Source organism: Exiguobacterium sp. s143 (genome assembly GCF_018618895.1).
Lineage (GTDB): Bacteria > Bacillota > Bacilli > Exiguobacteriales > Exiguobacteriaceae > Exiguobacterium_A > Exiguobacterium_A abrahamii.
Window position 1 is genome coordinate 950,522 of the sequence record NZ_JACSMX010000001.1, and the last position, 23,969, is coordinate 974,490.

Here is a 23,969-nt window from a genome sequence, read left to right on the forward strand (position 1 = left end):
GTCCCCCATCGGTCTTAAGGATGGTATGCTTAATCCCGGAAAGGGAGGTTATCTCGTGGGAACTACCGTTTTACGCTTATCTAAAGAAAAGCAAGACCTCGTCATACAAGAGTTTAAACAAGGACAGACGAAGAGTCCACCGTATGCCCGCTTCGCCGCTAAAGTACCTGGATGTGTCATCACGATTTACAATTCTGGAAAAGTGATGTTTCAAGGAACGGAAGCTGAAACCATCGCTTCACGCTTCGGTACGGCTACACCGACTAAATCGAAGGAACCACTTGTTTCAACGTTACCAAATGGTTTCTCGGAATGGTCCGTCGCTGGCAGTGACGAAGTCGGAAAAGGCGATTTCTTCGGTCCACTCGTCGTCGTCGCTTCCTTCGTTGATCGAAAGCAGATTGCACTTCTTCACGAACTCGGTGTTCGAGACTCCAAACATCTGAACGATACCGAGATTCGTCGGATTGCTCGCGATCTCCATGCTGTCATTCCGTACACATATCGTATCCTACACAATCCAGAATACAATCAGATGCAACGAACGATGACACAAGGAAAGATGACTGCCCTGATGCATAATGATGTACTCGAGCGACTTCTTGACCAACTGGAGACGAAACCAGAAGCGATTTTGATTGATCAGTTCGCTGAAAAGACTGTTTACTACAAACACTTGTCTGGTGTCGTCAATCCCGTTCGAGAAAATGTCTACTTCTCGACCAAGGCGGAACAACTCCATGTCGCCGTCGCTGCCTCATCCATCATCGCTCGCGCCATCTTTTTGAAGGAGATGGACAAGTTGAGCGAGACAACAGGTGTCGTCATTCCGAAAGGTGCTGGTGCTAAAGTGGATCAAGTCGCCGCTTCACTGATCTTACGTTATGGAGCTGACAAACTTCGTGACTGGACGAAAGCCCATTTTGCGAATACGAAAAAGGCACAACAACTAGCCACGAAACGAAACCGACCATGACCTTAACGGAATGGTCGGTTTTTTTAAATGACGGACTCCCCTTCAGACAGTCGTTCTAATTCCGCAAGAAGTATATGTTTTTCATTAAAAGGAATCGTTTTTGTACCGATTCGTTCTACCTCATCATGACCTTTCCCGACAATGACGATTCGTTTCCCTTCGTGCGCCAGATGCGCTGCTTGTACGAGCGCTTCATGACGGGACGTATGACAACCTACTAAATGTTCACGTGGAATATCAACGATTAGCTCTTCGATGATTCGATCCGGATTCTCTGTCCTCGCATCATGGACCGTTGCGATGATGTGTTCACAATATTTGCTTGCGATCCGCCCCATCTCCGCTCGTTTCGTTCGATCACGCTCTCCAGCTGCACTTAAAACGACCGATAGCGACTCTCCGGAAGAAGTGAGTGCCTGTAAACATTTTTCTAGACCATCCGGTGTATGGGCATAATCGATATAAATCTCACAAGGTGCCCAGTCCAGTCGTTCGAGTCGTCCTTTCGGCAATTCCAGTTCTGGAATATGACGAATCAAGGTATAGAGATTGGCATCGCCTGCCCGCAACAATCCCATCGCCGCCGCTAAATTCGCTGCATTGAATTCACCTAGTAAAGCTGTCGGCACACGCGTCGTCGTCTCGTCGATCCGCACATTGACGGTGTCCGTCAACCACTCGACCGCGATCTGTGACGTCCGGTGTGGTTGCGTCGTATACCAGATGACGGGTTGTAAAGGCGCAGCTTCTCGCATGACGCGACTCCAACCATCTTCTCGATTCAAGACGATGGTCCGACCATTTGACGCAGCAACTTGTTGAAACAACAAAGCTTTCGTCTTGGCGTAATCCTCCATTGAATGATGGTAATCCAGATGATCATGCGTCAGGTTCGTAAATGCTGCCGAGTGGAAAGACACTCCCTCGACTCGACCTTCGGCTAATGCGTGAGAAGACACTTCAATGATGCAATCAGTCACGCCTTTTTCAACCATTTCATACAACAGTCGATGTAAGATGATGGCTTCAGGCGTCGTATTCGGCGTCTCAATGAGTTCCTCATCAATTCGTGCACCGACCGTGCTGATCATGCCGGCTTTTATACCTGTTGCTCGAAAGAGATCATACGCCAATTTCGTCGTCGTCGTTTTTCCATTCGTTCCGGTTACACCGTATACACGCATCTTTTGACTCGGTTGATTGTAAAAGCGATTCGCGACTTGACCTGCAAGTCGTTTCGTATCCGGCACAGTAATGACGGGAACCGGGCAATCCGGAAACGATCGTTCAGCTAAAATCGCCACAGCACCGTTTTGGATTGCCTGATTGATATAATCGTGACCATCAACCGTGTAGCCGTTGATACAGATGAATAATCCCCCAGGTCTGATTTGTCGCGAATCGGTTGCGATATTCGTGATGAGTGGATTGATTGCTTCCTTTATAGTGAATGGTAATAGTTCAGTCAGGAGCTTCGCTAGTCGATTCATGATGTACTCTTCCCTTCTTTGTCTCTTCTCTATGTCAAGATGAATTAGTCAACCGATCACATAAACAGTCGTATCCATTGTTTCAAGTAAATCAAATACTCTTTTACGGAACATACCCGCTTTAAGACTTGCTTAATCTTTTATCATGCTAGAAAATTATTCTCTTCAATGCATGAAATGAGCGTTTCTTCCCTTGCACCTCTTAATCAGCTTTGATACACTCTTAAAGTTAACTAGTTAACTAAAAGGAGAAATAGGATGCTCTATACACAAGAAGATGTACTCGGACAACTATCAAAAGTCTCACGTCTCGTAAAACGAGAGATTGATGCTACCTTGCTTCCCTACTCGTTACATACGGGTCAATGGGCACTAATAAAAGCAGTTGCATTACTACAACCTGTTTCACAAGTCCAACTGGCCGATTATCTAATCATTGAAAAACCAGCTGTGACGAAAACCGTCTCACGTCTTGAGACGCTTGGTTTCATCACTCGGATAAAAGAAGGACGAACACACTTTGTCTCATTGACACCTCTAGCCATTGAACGGTTCGACCAAATCGATGCTGCGGTCCAAGAGACCCACCAACGCTTACTCGCCTCCTTCTCCCTTACCGATCAGCAACAGCTCGGTGAGTGGATGACGCACCTACTTACTCTACATCGACAGGAGGAATCTTCATGATCGCTCGGTTATTCTCGCGTCATTACGTCATGACGCTGATCATTAACCTATTGCTCTTCATCACGTTTTATCTACTCAATGCCTCACTTCCACTACTCGCTGCTAAGCAGTTTCCGGTCTCCGCTTCAGCCCTCGGATGGATTGTGACGAGCTTCATCCTGGCAACCGTCTGTTCTCGTCCACTGATTGGTCACTGGTTAGATCGTTACGACTTAAAGCGCGTCTTGATGGTCTCTGCAAGTCTCTTTACATTAATGAGCCTCTGCTACTTGCTTGTCTTACCACTGGAATCATTCTTCTATTTAATCGTCATCCGTGTCATCCATGGCTTTAGTTTCGGGATGCTATCTTCTTCAATTAGTCTCGCCGTTACGACATTGATTCCAAAGACACGTCAAGGAGAAGGGATGGGCTATTTCGTCCTATCGATGAACTTGGCATCCGTCCTTGGTCCCGTCATCGGTCTAACCTTCATCCAGGAAAAAGCATTCATTCTTTACTTCGTGACGGTTGCCGCCCTAGCGATCATCTCCTTCTTGTTAATGACGCGTCTGCCACTGACGAGTCAACATATCCCAAGCACGTCCGCGTTTCGTTTAAGTCAGTCTCTCTTCTTATCGCGTCCGCTTTTGTTGGTGGCGACTCTGTTGGCAGGCGTTGCGATTTCTAGTACATCTGCGTTCATTTCACTGTACACGGACTCGATCGGTCATATCGCATATGCTTCTTATTTTTATGCGCTAGTCGCTCTCGGGATGGTCGCGATTCGACCGATTGCTGGAAAACTGTTCGACCAGCGAGGAGCTGCATTCGTGTTGTTGCCATCGTATGTTCTTTATATGATGGGCTTTGTCATTCTCGGCATGTATCCTTCATTGGCTGGTTTATTGCTTGCAGCCGTCATTATTGGAGTCGGTTCTGCTTCTATCTTCCCTGGTCTTCAAACCGTTCTCTTGAACTTCGCACCTCCCGCACAGAAAGGAAAAGCCATCTCGACCTTTTTCCTTGCTTATGACACAGGTTTTGGAATCGGTGCCTTGATTCTTGCTACGGTCGCAAGCGGTATCGGCTATTCCAATATGTTCTTGTCCTGTAGTCTGATTGTTCTCGTAAGTGGTCTACTGTATTTCACCTTTACGAAACGACAAGCTGCTTCATCTGAAACAGAAGAACTTGCTTCTTGAATCTGTCGTCAAACGAAAAACAGCCGCCTTCCTCTGAAAGGAAAGCGGCTGTTTGTTTATCCTGATTATGCGCGAAGTTCCGCATTGAACGTTTCTTTCACTGCATCTACGACTCGCTGTTGCGCTGTCGTGATTTCTTCATCGACTAACGTCCGTTCTTTGTTTTGATAACGGAGGGAGAAAGCGAATGATTTTTCATTCTCTCCGACGTTCTCACCCGTGTAGACATCGAACAATTCGATCGTCTGAAGAAGTGGACCGGCTGCTTCCGTCATGACATCGATGATGGATTGCGCCGTCACTGATCGCTCGACGACGATTGCTAAGTCGCGTGTCATTGATGGGAAACGTGAGATTTCCGAGTAGACCTGCTCTTCTTTCGAACGTAGTGCCATCGCCTCTAATTCAAAGACGTACACTTCTTTTAGACCATACTGTTCTTTTGACAGACCAGGATGCACTTGACCGACGAATCCGATCGCTTCTCCGTCAAGCAAAATGCGCGCCGTCCGTCCTGGGTGCATCGATGGAATGCTCGCTGCCTCGAACGTCAACGTGATACCGACTGCAGAAGCGAGTGTCTCGACGATTCCTTTCATGACGAAGAAATCTGTTTTGACGAGCGTTCCGTGCGCACGGTGTTGTTCTGACACACCGACTGCGACGCCACCGATCATTTCTTGTTCAATCGGGAGTGTCTCAAGTGACGCATCCCGTTGCAGATAAACACTGCCGAGTTCATAAAACGCGACATCGGCATGCTGTCGTGCGACATTATGCTGCGCGACTTCAAGGAGTCCCGGAATGAGTGACGTCCGCAGTGTCGAACGTGCTTCACTGATTGGCATCGCCAGTTTGACCGGATGCAAATCTTCTCGTTCATTGAATTGCATCGCGCGTTGTTCGCTCGTCAATGAATACGTGATGGCTTGCGAAAGACCTGCTCCCTGCAATGTCCGGCGTAAATGACGACGGTGAATGTTCCGTTTTGGTAAGAAGCCACGGCTCGCTTCAGACGGTAAGCTTGAAGTCAGTGCATCATATCCGTAGAGACGAGCGACTTCTTCCGCTAAATCAGCTGGAATTTTCAAGTCTTGGCGGCGAGTCGGTACGCTGACTGTCAAGGCATCACCCGATAATTCAACACCGAGACCAAGACGTTCGAGTAACGTTTGCATGACCGTTCCTTCGATCTCCATACCAAGACGGTGATTGATGTACGAGACACTCGCTTCAATCAAGTGATCGTCAAGCTCGAGCGTTCCAGCTTGAGCGACACCAGCCTGAACCGTTCCACCCGAGAGTTCAGCAATCAAAGTTGCAGCCCGATCGAGTGCTAACAAGACACGACGTGGATCAACGCCCTTTTCGAAACGGGCACTCGAGTCCGAGCGAAGTCCAAGAACACGGCTCGTCTTCCGGACGGAAATCGGTGCGAAGTAAGCTGATTCTAAAATAATCGATGTCGTGTTTTCATCGACTTCGGTATTCGCTCCACCCATGACACCAGCAAGCGCGACCGGGTGTTCACCGTCAGTGATGACCAGCATCGAAGAATCGAGCGTCCGCTCTACTTCGTCGAGCGTCGTGAACGACTCTCCTGCGTGCGCTTGACGCACGACGATCCGTTTTCCGAGTTTTTCAGCATCAAATGAATGAAGCGGTTGACCTGTCTCAAGTAAGACGAAGTTCGTAACGTCGACGACGTTGTTGATCGGACGAATGCCGTTCGCAATCAAGCGGTTTTTTAACCAAGTCGGTGACTCTTGAATCGTCACGCCTTGAATTTCTCGTGCCGCGTAGAACGGGCAGTCCTCTGAATCAAGCGTCACGTCGACTGCCGTCGCAGTTTCTGCTTCGTTGACTTCAACGACCGGGAAAGTCGGTGTCGTATCGTAAAGCGCCGCCACTTCGTGTGCGACACCATACATGCTGAGGCAGTCCGAACGGTTCGGCGTTAATCCAAGCTCGAGGATTTCATCACGTAGACCGAGTAACTCCAAAACGTCTTGTCCTGGTGTGACTGGTTCACGGAACGTATGGATCCCGTCCTGCTCATCTTCTAGGATATATTTCTTTTCGAATCCGAGTTCTTCGAGTGAACAGATCATCCCTTCTGAGACGACACCTCGCAATTTGGCACGTTTGATTTTAATACCTGGCAGGCGAGCTCCGACGCGTGCGACGATGACATCTTGTCCGGCTTCGACGTTCGGTGCACCACACACGATTTGGACCGGTTCGTCTTGCCCGATGTCGACCGTCGTGACATTCAATTTATCTGCTTCTGGATGTTTTTCTTTCGTTAATACACGTCCGACGACGATGTTGTTCAACGCTTCATCCCGGACATCTACGCCTTCGACTTCGATTCCGCTCTTTGTAATCAAATCAGCCAAATCTTGTCCTGATGTGTGACTGACATCCACATATTCGTTCAACCATTGTTTTGAGACTAACATCTGCGTTCCCCCTTAAAACTGTTCGCTGAAGCGAACGTCATTCGTATAGAAGTGGCGAATATCATCGACACCGTATTTCAACATGGCAATCCGTTCGATACCCATTCCGAATGCGAAACCTGACATTTTAGTGCTATCATATTCGGCCATTTCGAGAACGTGAGGGTGAACCATTCCAGCGCCCAGAATTTCAATCCATCCCGTCTGTTTACAGATGTTACATCCTTTACCGCCACATTTGAAGCACGAGACGTCGACTTCGACGGACGGCTCCGTGAACGGGAAGAAACTTGGGCGTAAGCGGACTTCACGTGCTTCACCGAACATCTGCTTCGCGAAGGCTTCAAGCGTTCCTTTTAAGTCTGCCATCGAAATCGATTCTCCGACGACGAGTCCTTCGACTTGCATGAATTGGTGCGAATGTGTCGCATCATCTTCGTCTCGACGATAGACTTTACCTGGGCAGAGAATGCGGATCGGTTCTCCTTTCGAAGCGAGCATCGTCCGTGCTTGGACCGGTGACGTATGCGTTCGCATCAAAATTTCTTCCGTGATATAGAACGAGTCTTGCATGTCACGTGCCGGGTGATCCTTCGGTAAATTCAACATCTCGAAGTTGAACAGATCTTGCTCGACTTCTGGACCTTCGGCAATCGTATAACCGAGTCCGACGAAGATGTCTTCGATCTCATCCGTCACCTGTTGCAAGAGGTGCGCATGACCGACCTTTTTCGGACGTCCTGGTAACGTGACGTCAATTGCTTCCGCTGCCAGTTTCGCATCCATTTCTTGTTGTTTGACAGCTGTCAGACGTTGTTCCAATTGCTCCTGGATCGCTTGACGGACTGTATTTGCGATCTCACCGACGACTGGTCGTTCTTCCGCTGATAACTTTCCCATTCCTCGTAATACTTCTGTGATTGGTCCCTTTTTCCCGAGATACTTGACTCGGACGTCATTGAGATCTTTTTGTGTTGTTGCCTGATCGACTAATGTCAACGCTTCATCGCGTAATGCTTCTAATTGCTCGCGCATCTTTCCCACTCCTTTAGCTGAAGATATAAAAAAACGTCCCTCCGGCAAATGCCGAAGGGACGATGTAAACACCGTGGTACCACCCTTGTTTGACTTTTCAATCGAAAAGTCCTCCAATTGCGCGATAACGGGCGCATCCCGTCACGATCTCTCGTGCGACTCCGGAGTGAATTCGGTTAGCAGATTCACGAAGCAGTTTTCAGTCTACGACCGCTTCTCCCTGATTGAATCGTTCCCTAACGTACTCTGTTCCATCAACGTCCATGATGTATTCCTGATGTTCACTTTAGCATGAACGCTTGTCGGTTTCAATCCACGCTTGCAAAATGATAAAGCAAAATGCCAGCCGCTACTGCCGCATTCAATGACTCCGCTTTACCACGAATCGGGATGTAGGCACGCTCATCACAATAAGAGAGCAATTCTGGCGCAACGCCTTGTGCTTCGTTCCCGATGATCAAACCGAGTGCATCCATCGGTGCGATCGTTTGATAAGACGTCGCTCCTTCTAACGCCGTGCCGATTACCGCAATTCCTTGCTCGTGCAGTGCATTGACTGCCTCTTCGAGCGGCATGGAGATGACCGGTAGATGGAACAGCGATCCTTGCGTCGCACGGATGACTTTTCCGTTATAGACGTCAACTGTTCCCGGTCCGACGACGACACCATCGAATCCAGCTGCGTCAGCTGTCCGAATCATCGTCCCGACGTTCCCTGGATCTTGCAGACGATCGAGCAACAAATAGCGTCCTCGTTCTAATTGCGCCGAAGCTTGTTTCATCTCACAGACAGCGAAGATGCCTTGCGACGTTTCAGTCTCAGCCAGTACTTTGATGACGGCATCATCAATCGTAAAGACATCGGCATTTCGTTTCCAAGAACCGGGTACTTGATACGATTCACGCACGATCAATTCCTTGACGATTCCAGCGCGAACAGCTTCTTCAATCAAGTGTTCTCCTTCAATTAAGAAACGGTTCGTCTGCAGACGTCCTTTTTTCGTTAAGAGTTTTTTCCATTGTTTAACGATTTCGTTCTTTGCTGATGCGATGTGCTTCATTGTTTTATTACCCCTCGTAGATCGCTTGGACAGTCTCCGCATCCAGACGTTTTGTCACAGCAACGACTAGATCGACGGCTGCTTCGAAATCGGCTTTATGCATGATTGAGACATTCGTGTGCAGGTAACGAATCGGTACAGTCAATGCAAGTGATGGAACACCTGTATTCGATAAGTGGAACTTCGCTGCATCCGTTCCGCCACCTGGTGTTAAGTCCAGTTGATACTTGATATTTTCTTCTGTTGCGACTTTCGTCACGAAATCGATCAATCCACGATGTGCGATCATCGACGCATCGAACATGATGACTTGAACGCCTTCACCTAATTTCGACAATGCTTCACGATCGGTCATTCCTGGCGTGTCACCCGGGATACCTGTATCGACAGCAAAGGCGATTGATGGTTTGAGCAGGTGCGCGACAGTTTGAGCCCCACGTAATCCGACTTCTTCCTGAACAGTCGCGCCTGCGAAAATCGTGTTCGGATGTCCATCTGCTTTTAAGCGTTTGATTGCTTCGATTGCGATAGCACAACCAATCCGGTTGTCCCACGCTTTTGCCATCAAGAAGTTCTCATTTTTCATCACAGTAAATTCGCAATGTGGAACGACCGTATCACCCGGACGAATTCCCCAACCGTCGACTTCTTCTTTTGATGAAGCACCGATATCGATGAACATGTCTTTAATGTCGACCGGCTTATTGCGCGCTTCCGGTGGTAAAACATGAGGTGGTTTTGCACCGATTACACCTGGAATGACTTCACCAGATGACGTCACAATATTCATACGCTGTGCCAAGAGGACCTGACCCCACCAACCGCCGAGTGGTTGGAAACGAAGGAATCCTTTTTCATCAATCTTCGTGACCATGAATCCGACTTCATCCATGTGACCCGCAATCAATACACGTGGTGCATCTTCGCCTGCGCCTTTATGTTCAGCAAAGAGACTACCGAGACCATCTTGGTGGAATGCTTCTGCATGAGGTTCTAAATATTCACGCATGAGGCTCCGGACTTCTTTTTCGTTTCCCGGTACACCTGTTGCGTCCGTGAGACGTTTTAGCATATGTAATTGTTCGTTCATCTGATTTCCTCCTTAGTAACCGTTGTCTTGTCGCACATGGTTTGCTTCATTTTTAGAAATGTAAGCCTTGAAAATCATATCCTGTGTAAAGCCTAGTGTAGCACCTAATGCAAGGTATGCACCAATCAGAACATCATAACTTTGTTCCGTCCGCGAGATCGCAAAGACGTTCGTTTTGTTATAGACGTCTAAAAAAGCATCTGTTGCTGTCAAATAGAAGTCACCTTCAGTAAAATGACTTTTCTTGTAATCAAGTGCTAGACCTAGTGAGAGTAGAAAATGGACGCCATCGACATATTCCTCAAGAATTGTGACTTGAGCGGATGGTCCCTTCTTCGACCAGAACTTAAAGCAACGTGTCTCGTTCGCAAGTTCACCGAGTTCGACCAATAAGGCGAGCAGACGCTCGTCGAATTGATTGCCTGTCAATTGATGTTCTGACTGAATCCGTTTATCCAACTGTTCTTGCATCTCAAAAAGTGTCAACCAATCCATCTTTAATTCTCCTTCTATCTAAAAAAATCATATGACCGTCTCATCGACGTGCCTTCTTATTTTATCATTAAATCGAAAAAAACGTCGGAGAATTAAATTCCCCGACGAATTGTAGAACTTAAGCGTTCAATTTTGCTTTTGCTGTGTCAGCAAGTGAAGCAAATGCAGTTGCATCTGTAACTGCGAGGTCAGCGAGCATCTTACGGTTAACGTCGATACCTGCTAATTTAAGACCATGCATCATGCGGCTGTAAGAAAGACCGTTGATACGTGCTGCCGCATTGATCCGAGTGATCCAGAGGCGACGGAAGTCACGTTTCTTTTGACGACGGTCACGGTAAGCGTACATGAGAGATTTCATGACTTGCTGTTTCGCAACCTTGAAGAGTGTATGTTTCGAGCCGTAGTAGCCCTTAGCTAATTTGAGTTGTTTTTTACGACGTTGACGAGTCGTATATCCGCCTTTTACGCGTGGCATATAAATTCCCTCCTAAATCTGTATACGATTGGATAAATTACTTCGCGATCATGTGACGGATGCGTTTGAAGTCACCCGTAGATACCATGCTAGCTTTACGTAATTTACGTTTCGCTTTTGTTGATTTGTTACCGAACAAGTGGCTTGTGTAAGCACGACCACGTTTCAATTTGCCAGAAGCAGTACGTTTGAAACGTTTAGAAGCACCGCGGTGCGATTTCATTTTAGGCATGAGAGATTCCCTCCTACTTCGATTCGATTAGTCTTCTTTCTTAGGAGCAAGCACGAGGAACATGCTGCGTCCTTCCATCTTCGGTCTCTGTTCCACAACACCGAACTCACTTAAATCCGTTGCGAGGCGTTCGAGAACGCGTTTACCGATTTCCGAGTGAGTGATGGCACGACCGCGGAAACGAATGCTCGCTTTCACTTTGTTACCATTCTCCAAGAATTTCTTCGCATTACGGAATTTCGTTTGGAAGTCGTTCTCCTCGATCGTCGGGCTAAGACGAACTTCTTTCATCTGAATCACTTTCTGATTCTTCCGAGTTTCTTTGTCCTTCTTTTGCATCTCGAAACGGTATTTACCGTAGTCCATGATCTTACAAACTGGCGGCGTCGCTTGTGGAGCGACCATGACGAGGTCAAGTTCCGCTTCCTCTGCGAGACGTAGCGCTTCGTTGCGTGATTGGACACCTAGTTGAGCACCATCCGCTCCGATAAGACGAACTTCCCGGGCACGGATGCTTTCATTGATTAACAGATCTTTGCTAATGGTTAGCACCTCCATCGTGCATTGCACGAAAAATGAATGATAGAAAACGCTATAAAAAAAGCGTCGGCAGTTCTTCCCGCCCACACTCATAAGGAACGTCAAAGCATAGCAGTCGCTACACATTGCGTATCTTCATGATGAACCAGTACGAGTCGTCATACATGGTGAGAAGCGGGATGCTTCTGCTTTGTTGTCATTTCACTTTGCTATCATAGCACTTGTTTTCCCGTGATGTCAAGCCGCTTTCTATGTTCTTACAGAACGTTGCTCACATACTTGATTATAATAGCAATCCTTTGACGGATAAGCAAGAAGTTTCTAACCTGTTTTTCACGGGTACACTCTTAACATGGAAAAAAAGATTCAGAACATTCGCAAGCAAAATTGTTTATTTAGAATGATTATTGTTTTATAATCAATTTAATCTTACATAAGGGGGAGAATAACAGATGACTGAAAAACGATTAACGACCAATCAAGGTGTACCAATCGGAGACAACCAGAATTCACGTACGGCTGGACGTCGCGGACCAACGTTATTAGAAGACTATCAATTAATTGAAAAGATGGCCCATTTCGACCGGGAACGTGTACCTGAGCGCGTCGTACACGCTCGTGGATTTGGTGCTCACGGTGTCTTCACTGTCAAAAACTCAATGAAAAAGTACACGAAAGCAGCGTTTTTACAAGAAGAAGGGACAGAAGTTCCTGTCTTTGCCCGCTTCTCGACTGTTATTCACGGCACGCATTCTCCAGAGACGCTCCGCGATCCACGTGGGTTCTCTGTCAAATTCTACACAGAAGAAGGAAACTGGGATTTCGTCGGGAACAATCTTCCTGTCTTCTTCATTCGTGACGCAATGAAGTTCCCGGATATGGTGCACTCGCTTAAACCAGATCCGCGCACGAACATTCAAGATCCTGACCGTTATTGGGATTTCATGACACTTCGTCCGGAATCGACGAACATGCTCATGCATCTCTTTACGGATGAAGGCATTCCTGCAAGCTACCGTAAAATGCGTGGTTCTTCCGTCCACTCATTCAAATGGGTGAACGCTCATGGCAATACGGTTTACGTCAAACTACGCTGGGTACCGAAAGCTGGTATTCATAACCTCTCAGCAGAAGAAGCAACGGAAATTCAAGGAAAAGACTTTAACCACGCTTCAAACGATACGTTCCAAGCGATTGAAGACGGAGATTATCCGGAATGGGATCTGTTCGTACAGGTACTCGATCCAGCTGACGTCGATCAGTTCGATTTCGATCCGCTTGACGCGACAAAAGATTGGTTTGAAGATGTCATTCCGTTCCAACACGTCGGTACGATGACATTGAACAAAAACGTCGACAACTACTTCGCTGAAACAGAATCTGTCGGCTTCAACCCAGGTGTCTTGATTCCAGGGATGTTACCATCTGAAGATAAGTTGTTACAAGGTCGTCTGTTCTCTTACTCAGACACACAACGCTACCGTATCGGAACGAACTACCAACAACTTCCGATCAACTGTCCGTTCGCACAAGTGAACAACTACCAACGTGATGGTGCAATGCCAGTCGGTCAGCAAACGAGTCCGGTGAACTACGAACCAAACCGTTATCAAGAAGAACCAAAAGAAACACCAGAGTATACGGAAGAAAACCAGCCGTTACTTGATGATAAACACGGTCGTCTCGAAATCGAGAAGACGAACAACTTCGGTCAAGCCGGCGAAGTATACCGTCGTTTGACAGAAGACGAGCAAGCAGCTCTTCTGAAGAACCTCGTCAATGATCTCGAGCAGGTTCGCCATGAGAACACAGTCTTGCTCGCAATCTGCAACTTCTACCGTGCTGATGCTTCACTCGGTCAGAAACTATCAGAAGCGCTTCAAGTCGATATCGAACCGTTCTTGCAACAAATGCGTTCGTAATATGACAGACACAAGCACCCTCGACGCTAGTCTTGGGTGCTTTTTTGTGTCTTAGTATGGAATGAAATCGTAGCGTTCTGCCGTCTTGTACGTGAACTCATTAAGTTTCTTGAATAAGACGATTTGATCGAGGCCAACCTGCTTGACTGTATTTTGTTGCATATAACGTTTTTGCTCTGCCGTGAACGTATTATAGATCGGAGCATAGCCATTGCTTTGGAACGGTTGCATTTGAATCGCCCGATCTGCGTCTTCAAATCGATTGTAGCGAATCGTTCCTCCGACAACTCCTCTACCGAGAATCGTCATCGCTTTTCCATCCGCCCGGTGCACGTTTCGAATCGTATTATAACGGACCGTTGGATTCTTCCAGTTCATCATCGAAATCGCATAATCCTTTGTTCCATCAATCGTATTTTTTTCGATCCGCACATTCGTGTGTAATCGATTTTCTGTATATTGATGTGTGCCAATTGCCACGTTGATGTTACGAAACAGGTTATTGCGAATCGTGATATCTGCATTCGGAGTTCCATCTTGTTTCGACCACTTCCAGTTGAACCCCTTTGTGATTGGGTCTGGTGTATCGAGATTAATCGATTCATTCGGACCTGTATTCGGTATCATGACGGCGTCGACGAATTTCATGTTTTCGATGACTGCCTTTTTCGTCGCATCAAGTTCCATTGCATGTGAACCCTTTTGATTCCGTACTGTGATGCCACCAATATACAAGTTTTGATTATGAGCAATAGCGAACGCTGAACCACGCGTATATCGATTCAAGTCGATTTGTGCATTCCCTTTTCCGATGATTTTAACGTTTTGTGAGCCATCATACTTTCCGACCTTTTTGTTCAAACGCAATACGGATGGAGCAACAAGATCAAATACACTGGTCGTTGAACTAATCTTCGTCGTTCCTGTCTCCGTCGTCTTCTTGATGATGACGCCATCTTCCAAGATCACCGTCGTATTGGACGGAATACCGACACGTAGTGGAGACAGATATGTTCCTTTCGTCAAGACGAGTGTCCCGCCCCCCTCTTTTTCAAGACGTTCCAAATAAGAGCGCATCGTATAATGGTTGCGCGTCTTTGCGTTATAAGTCGTATATTTACGAATCGTCGGGTCAATCGCTTCTGTTTTTGGTGTGATCCGGTACGTCTTTTTAGTCGTCGCCGCATCCGCTTCACCCGGATGAATACCGATTACCAATGAAGAGGTGATGAGAACAGCAAGAGTCGTCTGTTTCATTTTTTGTAACTTCCTTCCCATCCTTCAAAACATTCCATCCAATGAAGGTTTATTATAGCATTTATCCAATTAAAGGAAAAATAATTTTCGGTTATGTTGAATAGATTCAGCTGAATGATCTACCTTTGTCATCGGCATGCCGCTTCCTTCTTTTAAGTATCACATCACAAAAAAAGTCCGCCCTACAGTAGCAGGACGAACTCTTTCATGAGGCTAGAATTATTTTGAACGGTTCGCGATTTCTTGCTCTAAATCAGCGACGAATTGTTCAAGTGATGCGTTGCTTGAGTCTTTTGAACCGTAGCGACGAATGTTGACTTCGCGCGATTCGACTTCTTTGTCACCTAGAACGAGCATGACTGGTACTTTATTGACTTGTGCTTCACGAATCCGGTATCCGAGTTTCTCGTCACGGAAATCTGTTTCGACACGAATTCCTTTTTTCAGCAAGATCGCTTTGATTTCACGGGCATAGTCTTCATGCACTTTAGAAACCGGAATCAATTTCACCTGGACCGGTGCGAGCCATGTTGGGAACGCGCCTTTGTATTCTTCGATCAAGTATGCGACGAATCGTTCCATCGTCGAAACGACACCACGGTGTAAGACGACCGGACGGTGATCTTGTCCGTCATTTCCTTTGTACGTCAATTCGAATCGCTCTGGTAAGAGGAAGTCGAGTTGGACTGTCGAAAGCGTCTCATCTTTACCAAGTGCTGTCCGAACTTGCACGTCAAGCTTTGGTCCGTAGAAGGCAGCTTCGCCTTCTGCTTCGAAGTATTCGAGTTCGAGCTCATCCATTGTTTCTTTCAACTCACGTTGCGCCATTTCCCAAATCGCATCGTTATCGAAGTACTTCTCTTTGTCCGCTGGGTCACGGTACGAAAGACGGAATTTGTAATCCGTGATTCCGAAGTCAGCATAGACTTCTTGAATGAGGTGAACGATGGCTTTGAACTCATCTTTCATTTGGTCAGGACGGACGAACGTATGTCCATCGTTAAGGACCATATAACGAACACGCTGAAGACCAGTCAAGGCACCAGACATCTCATAACGGTGCATACCACCAAGCTCCGCGACACGAAGCGGTAAATCACGGTACGAACGCGGTTCGTTCTTGTAGACCATCATGTGGTGTGGACAGTTCATCGGACGAAGAACGAGTTCTTCATTGTCCATCTCCATTTTCGGGAACATGTCATCTTGATAGTGATCCCAGTGACCCGATGTCTTGTATAGATCGACTGAACCGAGAACCGGTGTATAGACGTGCTCATATCCAAGTTCGAGTTCTTTATCGACGATATAACGTTCGACCGTCCGACGGATCGCTGCTCCTTTTGGTAGCCACATCGGGAGTCCTTGACCGACTTCTTGAGAAGTGAAGAACAAGCCAAGTTCCTTCCCGAGTTTACGGTGATCCCGCTCTTTCGCTTCAGCAAGGAAGTGGAGATGTTGTTTCAACTGATCTTTTGTCGCCCATGCTGTACCGTAAATCCGTTGTAACATCTTGTTTTTTGAATCCCCACGCCAGTAAGCACCAGCAATGCTCATCAATTTGAAGACTTGTAGCTTCGCTGTTGCTGGAACGTGTGGTCCACGGCAGAGATCGAAGAATTCGCCTTGACGGTAAATCGTCAAATCCTGATCAGCAGGAATCGATTCGATCAATTCGACTTTCAACGGATCATTGAGTTCTTTATAGATTGCAAGTGCTTCGTCACGCGAAACGACTTCGCGTTCGATCGGCAAGTTCTCACCCGCGATTTTATTCATCATTTTCTCGATTTCTGGTAAGTCTTCTTCTGTCAGACGACGTTCCATATCGATGTCATAGTAGAAACCATTCTCGATTGTCGGTCCGATCCCAAGATGAATCGTTTCATCTGGATACAGACGTTTGATGGCTTGTGCCATCAAGTGAGCTGAAGAGTGACGAATCAAGTCGAGCCCTTCTTCTGAATCCGGCATGATCAATTCGATTGTGCCGTCCTCTTCGATTGGACGACGGTAATCGATTGCGTGCCCGTTTAGTTTGGCAGCAAATGCTTTTTTACGAAGTCCTGGGCTGATTGAAGCAGCAACTTCTTCTGCTGTCGTACCGACTGCGAATTCCTTTACGGCGCCATCTGGAAATGTAAGTGCGATGTTTGACATGACTGTTTCCCCCTTTAACAAAATAAAAAAGACTCATCCCTAAAAAGGGACGAGTCTTAATCTCGTGGTACCACCCTCGTTCCCGGACCAATGTTGGTTCGGCTCGAACACGCGTTAACGGGCGTGAAGCGCAAACGGATTAGCCCCGTTCGTGCTATGAGGGAGTAAAGACATGAATGATGCCATGAGAAGCTTCCACCATTCTTCTCTCGCTAGTTTGGTTCATTTCATACTTCATATCCTCAATCGTTGCATCGTCTATTGACGTGTCATTAGTATAACGAATCGGTCGCTTCCTTGACAAGGAAAATTAGTAGCGACGTCGATTTTCACCGAGGAACTCAATCGGTTGCGTCGTCGTCCGGATCCGCTCCATCAGTCGTGCGGCCTTTAATTTATCACCTTGATCGTTTGTAATCCCGAAATGGAGCTCGAGTTCATCATAAGATAAGTTCGAGCTGAACAATGTCGGCAGACGATGCATCATGCGATATTGCAAAATGATCCCGAACAACTCATCCCGTACCCACGGACTGATCGATTCTGCACCGATATCATCAATTAATAAGACTGGAATCGTTTGGAATCCTTCGAGGAACGTATCGAACGAGTCCGACCGAATCCGCCGTTTTGCTTCAGCGACGAACCCCGGGGCATGGACGAGAATCGTTGCAATCCGTTCTTTCTTCAGTGCATTCCCGATCGCAGCCAAGAGATACGTTTTCCCGACACCAAAGCTACCGTGCAGGTACAGTCCCTTTACATGCTCTTTTGAGCGCAAGTGATTGAGGAACTGCGAAGCCGCGCGCAAGGCGAGCTTCCGGTCCGTCGTCGACAAGTCGAAATCGCTGAAGTTCGCATCGCGCACTTCGTCCGGCAGGAACAGACTCTTGAACTTTTTCTCAAGTGCACGTTCATCTTCTCGGTCTTTGAGTGCTTGCGACTTCTCATACGAGACGACGATCTGTCCTTTTTCGACGTGCAGGATCGGCTGATAGCCTTCGATGACGGCTTTGCTTTCAATCAATCGATTCCCATCCATCTGTTCCGCATATTCGTTCAGTTTGAGCATTCCCCGCTCGATCATCCGTTGATCGATCTCTGGATGGGTCCGTAAGAACATGACGACCCCCGGATGAGACAAGACCCGTTGTTGAATCGCTCGAACCGATTCTGCAACGTCCGGTCGATTTAATATTTTTTCGATAGATGATTGGATATGTTCCATGTCCCGACTCCTTTAGTTCCCCTTCAGTTCTCGTAAGATTCGTTCCATCTCTTCATCGTCTGGAACATCCGCTTCGAAACTCGCTTTTTTAGAGGCTTCATACTGTTGCTGTTTCGCCTTCTCTTCTTGCAACCACTTCGGATTCGGACCGCCGTTCGTATTGCTGGTCCGTCCCCGACGTCCGCCAACGGTCTGACGCGCTCGTTCTTGTTTTTGCTCCTGCTTCTTCGCAATCAAATCATCTTGCTCCTGCGTCTTCGCCAGTGCCTCGGATGCTGTCACGTACCCTTTCTGTTTCCAATCATCGACGATGGATAAGAGGAAGTTCTTACTGAAGCGATTGTCTTTTTTGACGACGAGCGCATAGTAGTAGGCGGCATTGACGATCCCGGACGACATTTCATAATCGATGATCAATTGCTGGATCAACTCTTCATCTCGCTCTGATAACGCTTTGACCTTCCGCAACTTCGCGACATAATGCTTCGGATGGGTGCTTTCCATCGTCTCCGTCGCTTCGACGTCTCCGACCTCGATCGTATCGAGTGAGGCGACCTTCGCTTTTTTCTCGCGGCTGAGTTTTTGTTTCGCTGACAACATCATCTGTTTGCAACGTTCTTGTTTCTCAGCATCGGTCATCGGCAAGTACGCTTCGTGGCGGAAACGGGCATTCAACAGCTCCGCCATCAATGCTTCATTCGACTGCGTAACGTAAGCAAGCTTTACGAGCAGATGATCGATTGCCTTTGAATAAAACGAGCGTGGCAAAAAGCGATCGGTTTGACGTTTCATCTCTTCTAAATCAAACGAATAATCGAATTCATATACTGCTCGTTCCTGTTTCGCATAGGCCTTCGGTTGATGCGCAGAAGCAAGACCAGCTTTCACATCGAACACTTGATCAAATCGGACCGTCCGATCAACGATATTCTTCGGAAGCGGTTCTGTCCGGAAACGATGCTGGAGGGAGCGGAAACGAATTTCACCGACGCGGTAGAATAGTAGACTCGATAACACCCCGTCATTCAAGAAAGTGTTTGGCGCGAGCGGCACCCGGATTTGATAGATGTAGCGATACGCGGCTTGGCGCGCTTCGAACGTCCGGATCAAACCGATGCCTTCTAGCTTGAATAACTCTTCCTTGAATTCATCGACGGAAAAACCGAGTAGCGTTCCGAGTTCCGCATGGGAGATGTATTGGGATTTTGTTTTTCCCGGAATCATCTCGCTCCAAAACGTTTGATAGAGTCCAAGTGCTTTGACACCAATGATCGGCTGGTACAAATAATATAAAGATTGATAGGCTTCACGGTCGACGACACCATTGCTCATCACTAAGCAAAGATCGGTACCGGAAAGTTCACGTTCTACCATCTGACTCGTCCTTTCCTTAGGGAGAAAAAGAGAGGTGCGCTGACCGGACAGACGACCTCTCTTATATCACGTTCAATTTTCACGGTCATTTTCTTGATGTCGCTCCATCAGCTCAGAGAGCTCTTGGAAGAAGACATTGATGTCCTTGAATTGTTTATAAACACTCGCAAAGCGGACGTATGCCACTTCATCGACGGAAGCTAATTCATTTAACACGAGACGTCCGACCTGCTCACTTGGAATCTCATGCTGAGCCGTCGCCCGCAATGCCTTTTCGACCCGACTGACGACTGTTTCTAGCTGTTCAATCGAAATCGGTCGTTTTTCACAGGCACGCACTAGTCCCCGCAAAATTTTATCACGATTGAACTCGTCGCGCGTTCCGTCTTTCTTTACGATGATTAAAGGGGTCTGTTCGACCATTTCGAAAGTCGTAAAGCGATAGCCGCAAGACTCACATTCACGTCTCCTCCGAATCGAACCGAAATCCTGGACCGGTCTTGAGTCCAGTACTTTTGTTCCGTTAAAATTACAGGCTGGACAGCGCATGCCGTACCTCCGTTCACGTGATTTCTTTTGTTCCAATCATTTTTAATCGATATCCCGCATCAAGTGATGCATAGATTCGCTCGATGTGTTTTTCGAGATCAGGTCCGAGAAGACTTTCACGATGTAAGAATAGATCGACGGCCGTACGTCCGCCCGCCACCATAATGACGGTCGCGAGTCCGTCGACTTCTTTTAATGTAAAAGCGAGTTCTCCACGTTCCGCGTCAACACGACGAACTGTCCCGCCCTCTTGCTTTAAGATATTTTCTAAACCAGCAAACAACATCTCGACTGTTGCCGCATAGTAGTGTGTGCGTAAATTTTCGTTTTTATGTGTATCGGATGTCTCTAGCTGTTTTTGCAAGCGTTCCTTCAGTCCCATGGTCATCCTCTTTTCTTTGTTTCTTCTACTATTAAGAATAACAGACGTCAGACATATTAAAAAGCCCTCGTCTGAACGACGAGGGCTTGACGAATTCGTGTGTGTTGTCAGTTGACGTGCTGGACAGTAGCCGCTGGAACTTGAACTGGTCCCATACCACGTGGAATTTCGACATTTTCACGGATTTTCGCATCGAGCTTTTCAGCAATGTAGTTCGCTGCGATGGCTGGATCGATCCGATCCCCACAAGTAAAGACATCAACCGATGCATACCCGTGCTCTGGGAAACTGTGAATCGTCAAGTGCGATTCAGAGATAATGACGACGCCACTGACGCCGTGTGGTGCAAACTTGTGGAATGCTACTTCTCGTACTTCTGCACCTGCTTGAAGTGCTGCGTCAACGAAAAGTCGTTCAACGAATTCCATGTCGTTCAATTTTTCAGGATTACAATCCCAAAGTTCTGCAATAATGTGTCTTCCCATAGTATCCATTTGTGGATCCCCCCTACATTCAATGGTCTTCAAAGTAGTTGATCACTTACTTTGCGCCTGAGTCGTTCGCACCCACGGGGGAAAGTTAGTCCAGAGAGGTCCTAACCCTTTAAGCTGCGATTGCCAGACCGATTGAAGTTCACGATTTGAATTATAGCGAGTATCAAAAAGATACACAAGGATAAATTTCAAAAATTAATACATTTCTAGAAAAAAAACGGGACAGGTCCCGTCGTTACTGGGATCTGCCCGTTGTCATTAATTCAATTCAAGTTCTTTTTCAACCGTTCCCATCGCCTCTAAGTGCGCCGAAACAAGGTGTACGAGGTCGACGACGCGGCAGGAGTAACCCCATTCATTATCGTACCAAGCGAGGACCTTCACTTGACGACCACCCATGACCATCGTCGAGAGTCCATCGACGACCGTCGAACGCTCTTCTCCGTTGAAGTCGATCGAAACGAGCGGTTCCATCGTCATTCCGAGAATGCCTTCAAGCGAACCGTCCGCTGCTTTCGTGAACGCTTCGTTCACTTCAGCAACTGTCGTATCGCGACTGACTTCGACGACGAGATCGACGAGTGAGACGTTTGGTGTCGGAACACGAAGCGCGAGTCCATTCAATTTTCCTTCCAAGTGTGGCAAGACGAGAGAAATCGCCTTTGCCGCACCTGTCGATGTTGGAATGATGGATGAGCCACATGCACGTGCGCGTCGTAAATCTTTATGTGGATTATCAATATTATTTTGATCGTTCGTAAACGCGTGAACCGTCGTCACGAGACCCGATTCGATTCCGAATGCCCGGTCGATGACTTGCACGACAGGTGCGAGACAGTTCGTCGTACACGATGCGTTCGAGACGATAGCATCTGTTTCATGATCATACATGTCGTCATTGACACCCATGACGATCGTCCGGACATCCCCTTTAGCAGGTGCCGTGATGACGACCTTTTTTGCGCCTGCCACTAAATGCTTCGCAGCACCCGTATCTGAGTTGAACTTTCCTGTCGCTTCGACGACGATATCGATGCCGAGTTCCCCCCACGGCAATAGTTCAGGATTGCGTTCACTGACGATTTGAATTTGTCTTCCGTCAACCATCAACGCCCCATCGATGATGTCGACCGGATAATTGAATTTCCCATGTACCGTGTCGTACTTGATTAAATGTGCAAGTGTTTCGACTGGATAGCTTGCATTGATTGCTACGACTTCGCTTTTCCCCTCAGCGATCAGACGTCGAAAGACCATTCGACCAATTCGACCAAAACCATTGACTGCCACCTTGACTCCCATGTGCGGATCCCCCTTCAATGTGACGGATGTAGCTCCGTTTACAGATAGAACTATATCATGAAATGTAAGCGATTTCATTATGTTCTCTAAAAAAAGTGAGAGAAGATGGAAACTTCTCTCACTTCGCACTTTTCATGTACCACTCTCATGCTTATCGGTGTCATATAATACTAACCATTTATCGATTTGTTGATATAACGAATCAAGACTCCCATCATTAAAGAACACATCATCCGCAAGCTCTTTTTTCTGTTCAATGCTAAGTTGCGAATGAATACGTGCATATGCTTCTTCTTCCGATAGATCATTACGTTGCATCAATCGTCTTAACTGCATGTTTTCCGGACAATACACGACTACGACACGGTCGAACAGCGTCCGCCAATCGCCTTCAAGTAACAACGGAATATCAAATACGACGAGCGAATGTCCTGAACGTTCATAGGCATCTGCTTCATCAAGCATCTGTCGTCGAATACTTGGGTGCATCAACTGATTCAGCTGTTGTCGTTTTTCGCTATCCTGAAAAATGATTTGTCCGAGTTTTGGACGAACGAGACGTCCTTCTTCGAATGCTTCCGGGAAGGCCATCTTGACCGCCTCATAGGCTCGCCCGCCTGGTTCAATGACTTCTCGTGCAACGAGATCCGCATCGATGACCGCTATTCCTTTTTGCTTCAGATAGCTAGAAACCGTACTTTTACCGGTGGCGATACTGCCCGTCAGACCAACCCTCATAAGGCGACCTGTTGGCACGTCGGACAGAAGTGTGTTCCCCGTCCGCCGACTTTAATTTTTTCAATGACAGTGCCACAACGGGGACACGGTTCGCCCTTTTGACCGTATACCGCGAGTTGAAGCTGGAACTCACCTTTTCCAGAAGGTGAGACATAACTTCGGATCGTACTTCCTCCCGCTTCCACTGCTTGTCGTAAGACGTCGACACCGGCTTGATGGATGCGTGAGATATCATCAAGCGTCAAGGCACCAGCCTTCGTCAACGGATGAACGCGTGCCGCATGAAGGGTCTCATCGACATAGATGTTACCGAGACCAAGGAAAATCGATTGGTCGAGCAGTGCCGTTTTGATTGGACTTCTTTTTTTACGAATTAAATTCTCCGCTAACACTTCTGCTGTGAACTCCGGATCAAACGGTTCACGCTCCAGCTGTGCCAGTGGAGCAGTCTGCATCGCTGTTTCCTTATCACGCAATTCCATCGTTCCGAACTTCCGGACGTCATTGTAATGCAGCTCCGAACCATCCGTGAATCGGAAGACGACATGGGTATGTTTATCCCGCTCGACCGGTTGTGGATACGGGAAGTACTTCCCTTCCATCCGCAAATGGCTGACGAGATAAAAACGATCAAAATCAAAGAGTAGGAACTTACCGCGACGTTCGACGCGTTCGATCCGTTCTTGATGTAAGGCATCTGCAAATGGTGCCACTTCCATCCCCCGAATCATTTTCGGGTGGTAGACTTTGACGGAAGAGACTGTTTTTCCAGAGACCGAACGTTCTAAACTGCGGCGAACGGTCTCGACTTCAGGTAATTCAGGCACGTCTAT

The 23,969-nt window shown here is 47.3% G+C and carries 23 protein-coding genes; 4 read left to right on the plus strand and 19 right to left on the minus strand.

Annotation, left to right across the window (positions count from 1 at the left end):
• Nucleotides 1-55 precede the first annotated feature (55 nt).
• Nucleotides 56-976, plus strand: coding sequence for a ribonuclease HIII (gene rnhC / locus KNQ03_RS05175; protein WP_149427699.1), 921 nt, complete (start codon nt 56-58; stop codon nt 974-976).
• Between the two features lie 23 nt (nt 977-999).
• On the opposite strand, the gene KNQ03_RS05180 is transcribed toward rnhC, so the two are convergent.
• Entirely contained in the window at nt 1,000-2,466 is a 1,467-nt protein-coding gene (locus KNQ03_RS05180) for a UDP-N-acetylmuramoyl-L-alanyl-D-glutamate--2,6-diaminopimelate ligase (RefSeq protein ID WP_214723778.1), read from the minus strand.
• A gap of 258 nt (nt 2,467-2,724) precedes the next feature.
• Between KNQ03_RS05180 and KNQ03_RS05185 the strand changes: the two genes are divergently transcribed.
• The gene (locus KNQ03_RS05185; RefSeq protein ID WP_023469008.1) at nt 2,725-3,153 is read left to right on the plus strand and encodes a MarR family winged helix-turn-helix transcriptional regulator; all 429 of its coding nucleotides are present in this window, start codon (nt 2,725-2,727) and stop codon (nt 3,151-3,153) included.
• Complete coding sequence (locus tag KNQ03_RS05190; RefSeq protein WP_214723780.1) at nt 3,150-4,337, plus strand: MFS transporter; 1,188 nt, start codon at nt 3,150-3,152, stop codon at nt 4,335-4,337. The genes KNQ03_RS05185 and KNQ03_RS05190 overlap by 4 nt, the downstream gene beginning before the upstream one ends.
• Before the next feature lie 65 nt (nt 4,338-4,402).
• On the opposite strand, the gene pheT is transcribed toward KNQ03_RS05190, so the two are convergent.
• From pheT to infC, 8 genes are all read right to left on the minus strand, one after another.
• Nucleotides 4,403-6,799, minus strand: a complete 2,397-nt coding sequence (gene pheT / locus KNQ03_RS05195; RefSeq protein ID WP_214723782.1) for a phenylalanine--tRNA ligase subunit beta — start codon at nt 6,797-6,799, stop codon at nt 4,403-4,405.
• A 12-nt stretch (nt 6,800-6,811) separates the two neighbouring features.
• Entirely contained in the window at nt 6,812-7,834 is a 1,023-nt protein-coding gene (gene pheS, locus KNQ03_RS05200) for a phenylalanine--tRNA ligase subunit alpha (protein WP_035396564.1), read from the minus strand.
• Between the two features lie 308 nt (nt 7,835-8,142).
• On the minus strand, nt 8,143-8,928 hold the full coding sequence (locus KNQ03_RS05205) for a TrmH family RNA methyltransferase (protein WP_369792088.1): 786 nt from the start codon (nt 8,926-8,928) through the stop codon (nt 8,143-8,145).
• Nucleotides 8,903-9,985 (minus strand): M42 family metallopeptidase, encoded by a 1,083-nt coding sequence (locus KNQ03_RS05210; RefSeq protein WP_064299521.1) that lies wholly within the window; start codon nt 9,983-9,985, stop codon nt 8,903-8,905. The genes KNQ03_RS05205 and KNQ03_RS05210 overlap by 26 nt, the downstream gene beginning before the upstream one ends.
• A gap of 12 nt (nt 9,986-9,997) precedes the next feature.
• On the minus strand, nt 9,998-10,480 hold the full coding sequence (locus KNQ03_RS05215; protein ID WP_023469014.1) for a dUTP diphosphatase: 483 nt from the start codon (nt 10,478-10,480) through the stop codon (nt 9,998-10,000).
• A gap of 118 nt (nt 10,481-10,598) precedes the next feature.
• Nucleotides 10,599-10,958: a 50S ribosomal protein L20 gene (rplT, locus tag KNQ03_RS05220; RefSeq protein ID WP_012371057.1), complete on the minus strand. Its 360-nt coding sequence runs from the start codon at nt 10,956-10,958 to the stop codon at nt 10,599-10,601.
• Nucleotides 10,959-10,995: 37 nt separating this feature from the next.
• Complete coding sequence (gene rpmI, locus KNQ03_RS05225) at nt 10,996-11,190, minus strand: 50S ribosomal protein L35 (protein ID WP_023469015.1); 195 nt, start codon at nt 11,188-11,190, stop codon at nt 10,996-10,998.
• Between the two features lie 27 nt (nt 11,191-11,217).
• On the minus strand, nt 11,218-11,748 hold the full coding sequence (gene infC, locus KNQ03_RS05230) for a translation initiation factor IF-3 (protein ID WP_029342318.1): 531 nt from the start codon (nt 11,746-11,748) through the stop codon (nt 11,218-11,220).
• Between the two features lie 434 nt (nt 11,749-12,182).
• Here infC and KNQ03_RS05235 point away from each other — a divergent pair, with 434 nt between their 5' ends.
• On the plus strand, nt 12,183-13,652 hold the full coding sequence (locus KNQ03_RS05235; RefSeq protein ID WP_023469017.1) for a catalase: 1,470 nt from the start codon (nt 12,183-12,185) through the stop codon (nt 13,650-13,652).
• Between the two features lie 51 nt (nt 13,653-13,703).
• On the opposite strand, the gene KNQ03_RS05240 is transcribed toward KNQ03_RS05235, so the two are convergent.
• From KNQ03_RS05240 to mutM, 10 genes are all read right to left on the minus strand, one after another.
• The gene (locus KNQ03_RS05240; protein WP_214723784.1) at nt 13,704-14,909 is read right to left on the minus strand and encodes a glycoside hydrolase family protein; all 1,206 of its coding nucleotides are present in this window, start codon (nt 14,907-14,909) and stop codon (nt 13,704-13,706) included.
• A 219-nt stretch (nt 14,910-15,128) separates the two neighbouring features.
• Nucleotides 15,129-17,069, minus strand: a complete 1,941-nt coding sequence (thrS, locus tag KNQ03_RS05245; protein WP_029342321.1) for a threonine--tRNA ligase — start codon at nt 17,067-17,069, stop codon at nt 15,129-15,131.
• Between the two features lie 310 nt (nt 17,070-17,379).
• Nucleotides 17,380-18,297: a primosomal protein DnaI gene (gene dnaI, locus KNQ03_RS05250; RefSeq protein ID WP_149427706.1), complete on the minus strand. Its 918-nt coding sequence runs from the start codon at nt 18,295-18,297 to the stop codon at nt 17,380-17,382.
• Nucleotides 18,298-18,309: 12 nt separating this feature from the next.
• Complete coding sequence (locus KNQ03_RS05255; RefSeq protein WP_064299518.1) at nt 18,310-19,671, minus strand: replication initiation and membrane attachment family protein; 1,362 nt, start codon at nt 19,669-19,671, stop codon at nt 18,310-18,312.
• A 72-nt stretch (nt 19,672-19,743) separates the two neighbouring features.
• Nucleotides 19,744-20,220, minus strand: a complete 477-nt coding sequence (gene nrdR, locus KNQ03_RS05260; RefSeq protein ID WP_023469022.1) for a transcriptional regulator NrdR — start codon at nt 20,218-20,220, stop codon at nt 19,744-19,746.
• A 13-nt stretch (nt 20,221-20,233) separates the two neighbouring features.
• Nucleotides 20,234-20,602, minus strand: coding sequence for a hypothetical protein (locus KNQ03_RS05265; protein ID WP_023469023.1), 369 nt, complete (start codon nt 20,600-20,602; stop codon nt 20,234-20,236).
• A gap of 107 nt (nt 20,603-20,709) precedes the next feature.
• Nucleotides 20,710-21,096, minus strand: coding sequence for an adenosylmethionine decarboxylase (speD, locus tag KNQ03_RS05270; RefSeq protein WP_023469024.1), 387 nt, complete (start codon nt 21,094-21,096; stop codon nt 20,710-20,712).
• A 258-nt stretch (nt 21,097-21,354) separates the two neighbouring features.
• Nucleotides 21,355-22,398, minus strand: a complete 1,044-nt coding sequence (locus KNQ03_RS05275) for a glyceraldehyde-3-phosphate dehydrogenase (RefSeq protein WP_149427707.1) — start codon at nt 22,396-22,398, stop codon at nt 21,355-21,357.
• Nucleotides 22,399-22,530: 132 nt separating this feature from the next.
• The gene (coaE, locus tag KNQ03_RS05280; RefSeq protein WP_149427708.1) at nt 22,531-23,136 is read right to left on the minus strand and encodes a dephospho-CoA kinase; all 606 of its coding nucleotides are present in this window, start codon (nt 23,134-23,136) and stop codon (nt 22,531-22,533) included.
• The gene (mutM, locus tag KNQ03_RS05285) at nt 23,133-23,963 is read right to left on the minus strand and encodes a DNA-formamidopyrimidine glycosylase (protein WP_149427709.1); all 831 of its coding nucleotides are present in this window, start codon (nt 23,961-23,963) and stop codon (nt 23,133-23,135) included. Before mutM ends, coaE begins: the two co-directional genes overlap by 4 nt.
• Between the last annotated feature and the right edge of the window lie 6 nt (nt 23,964-23,969).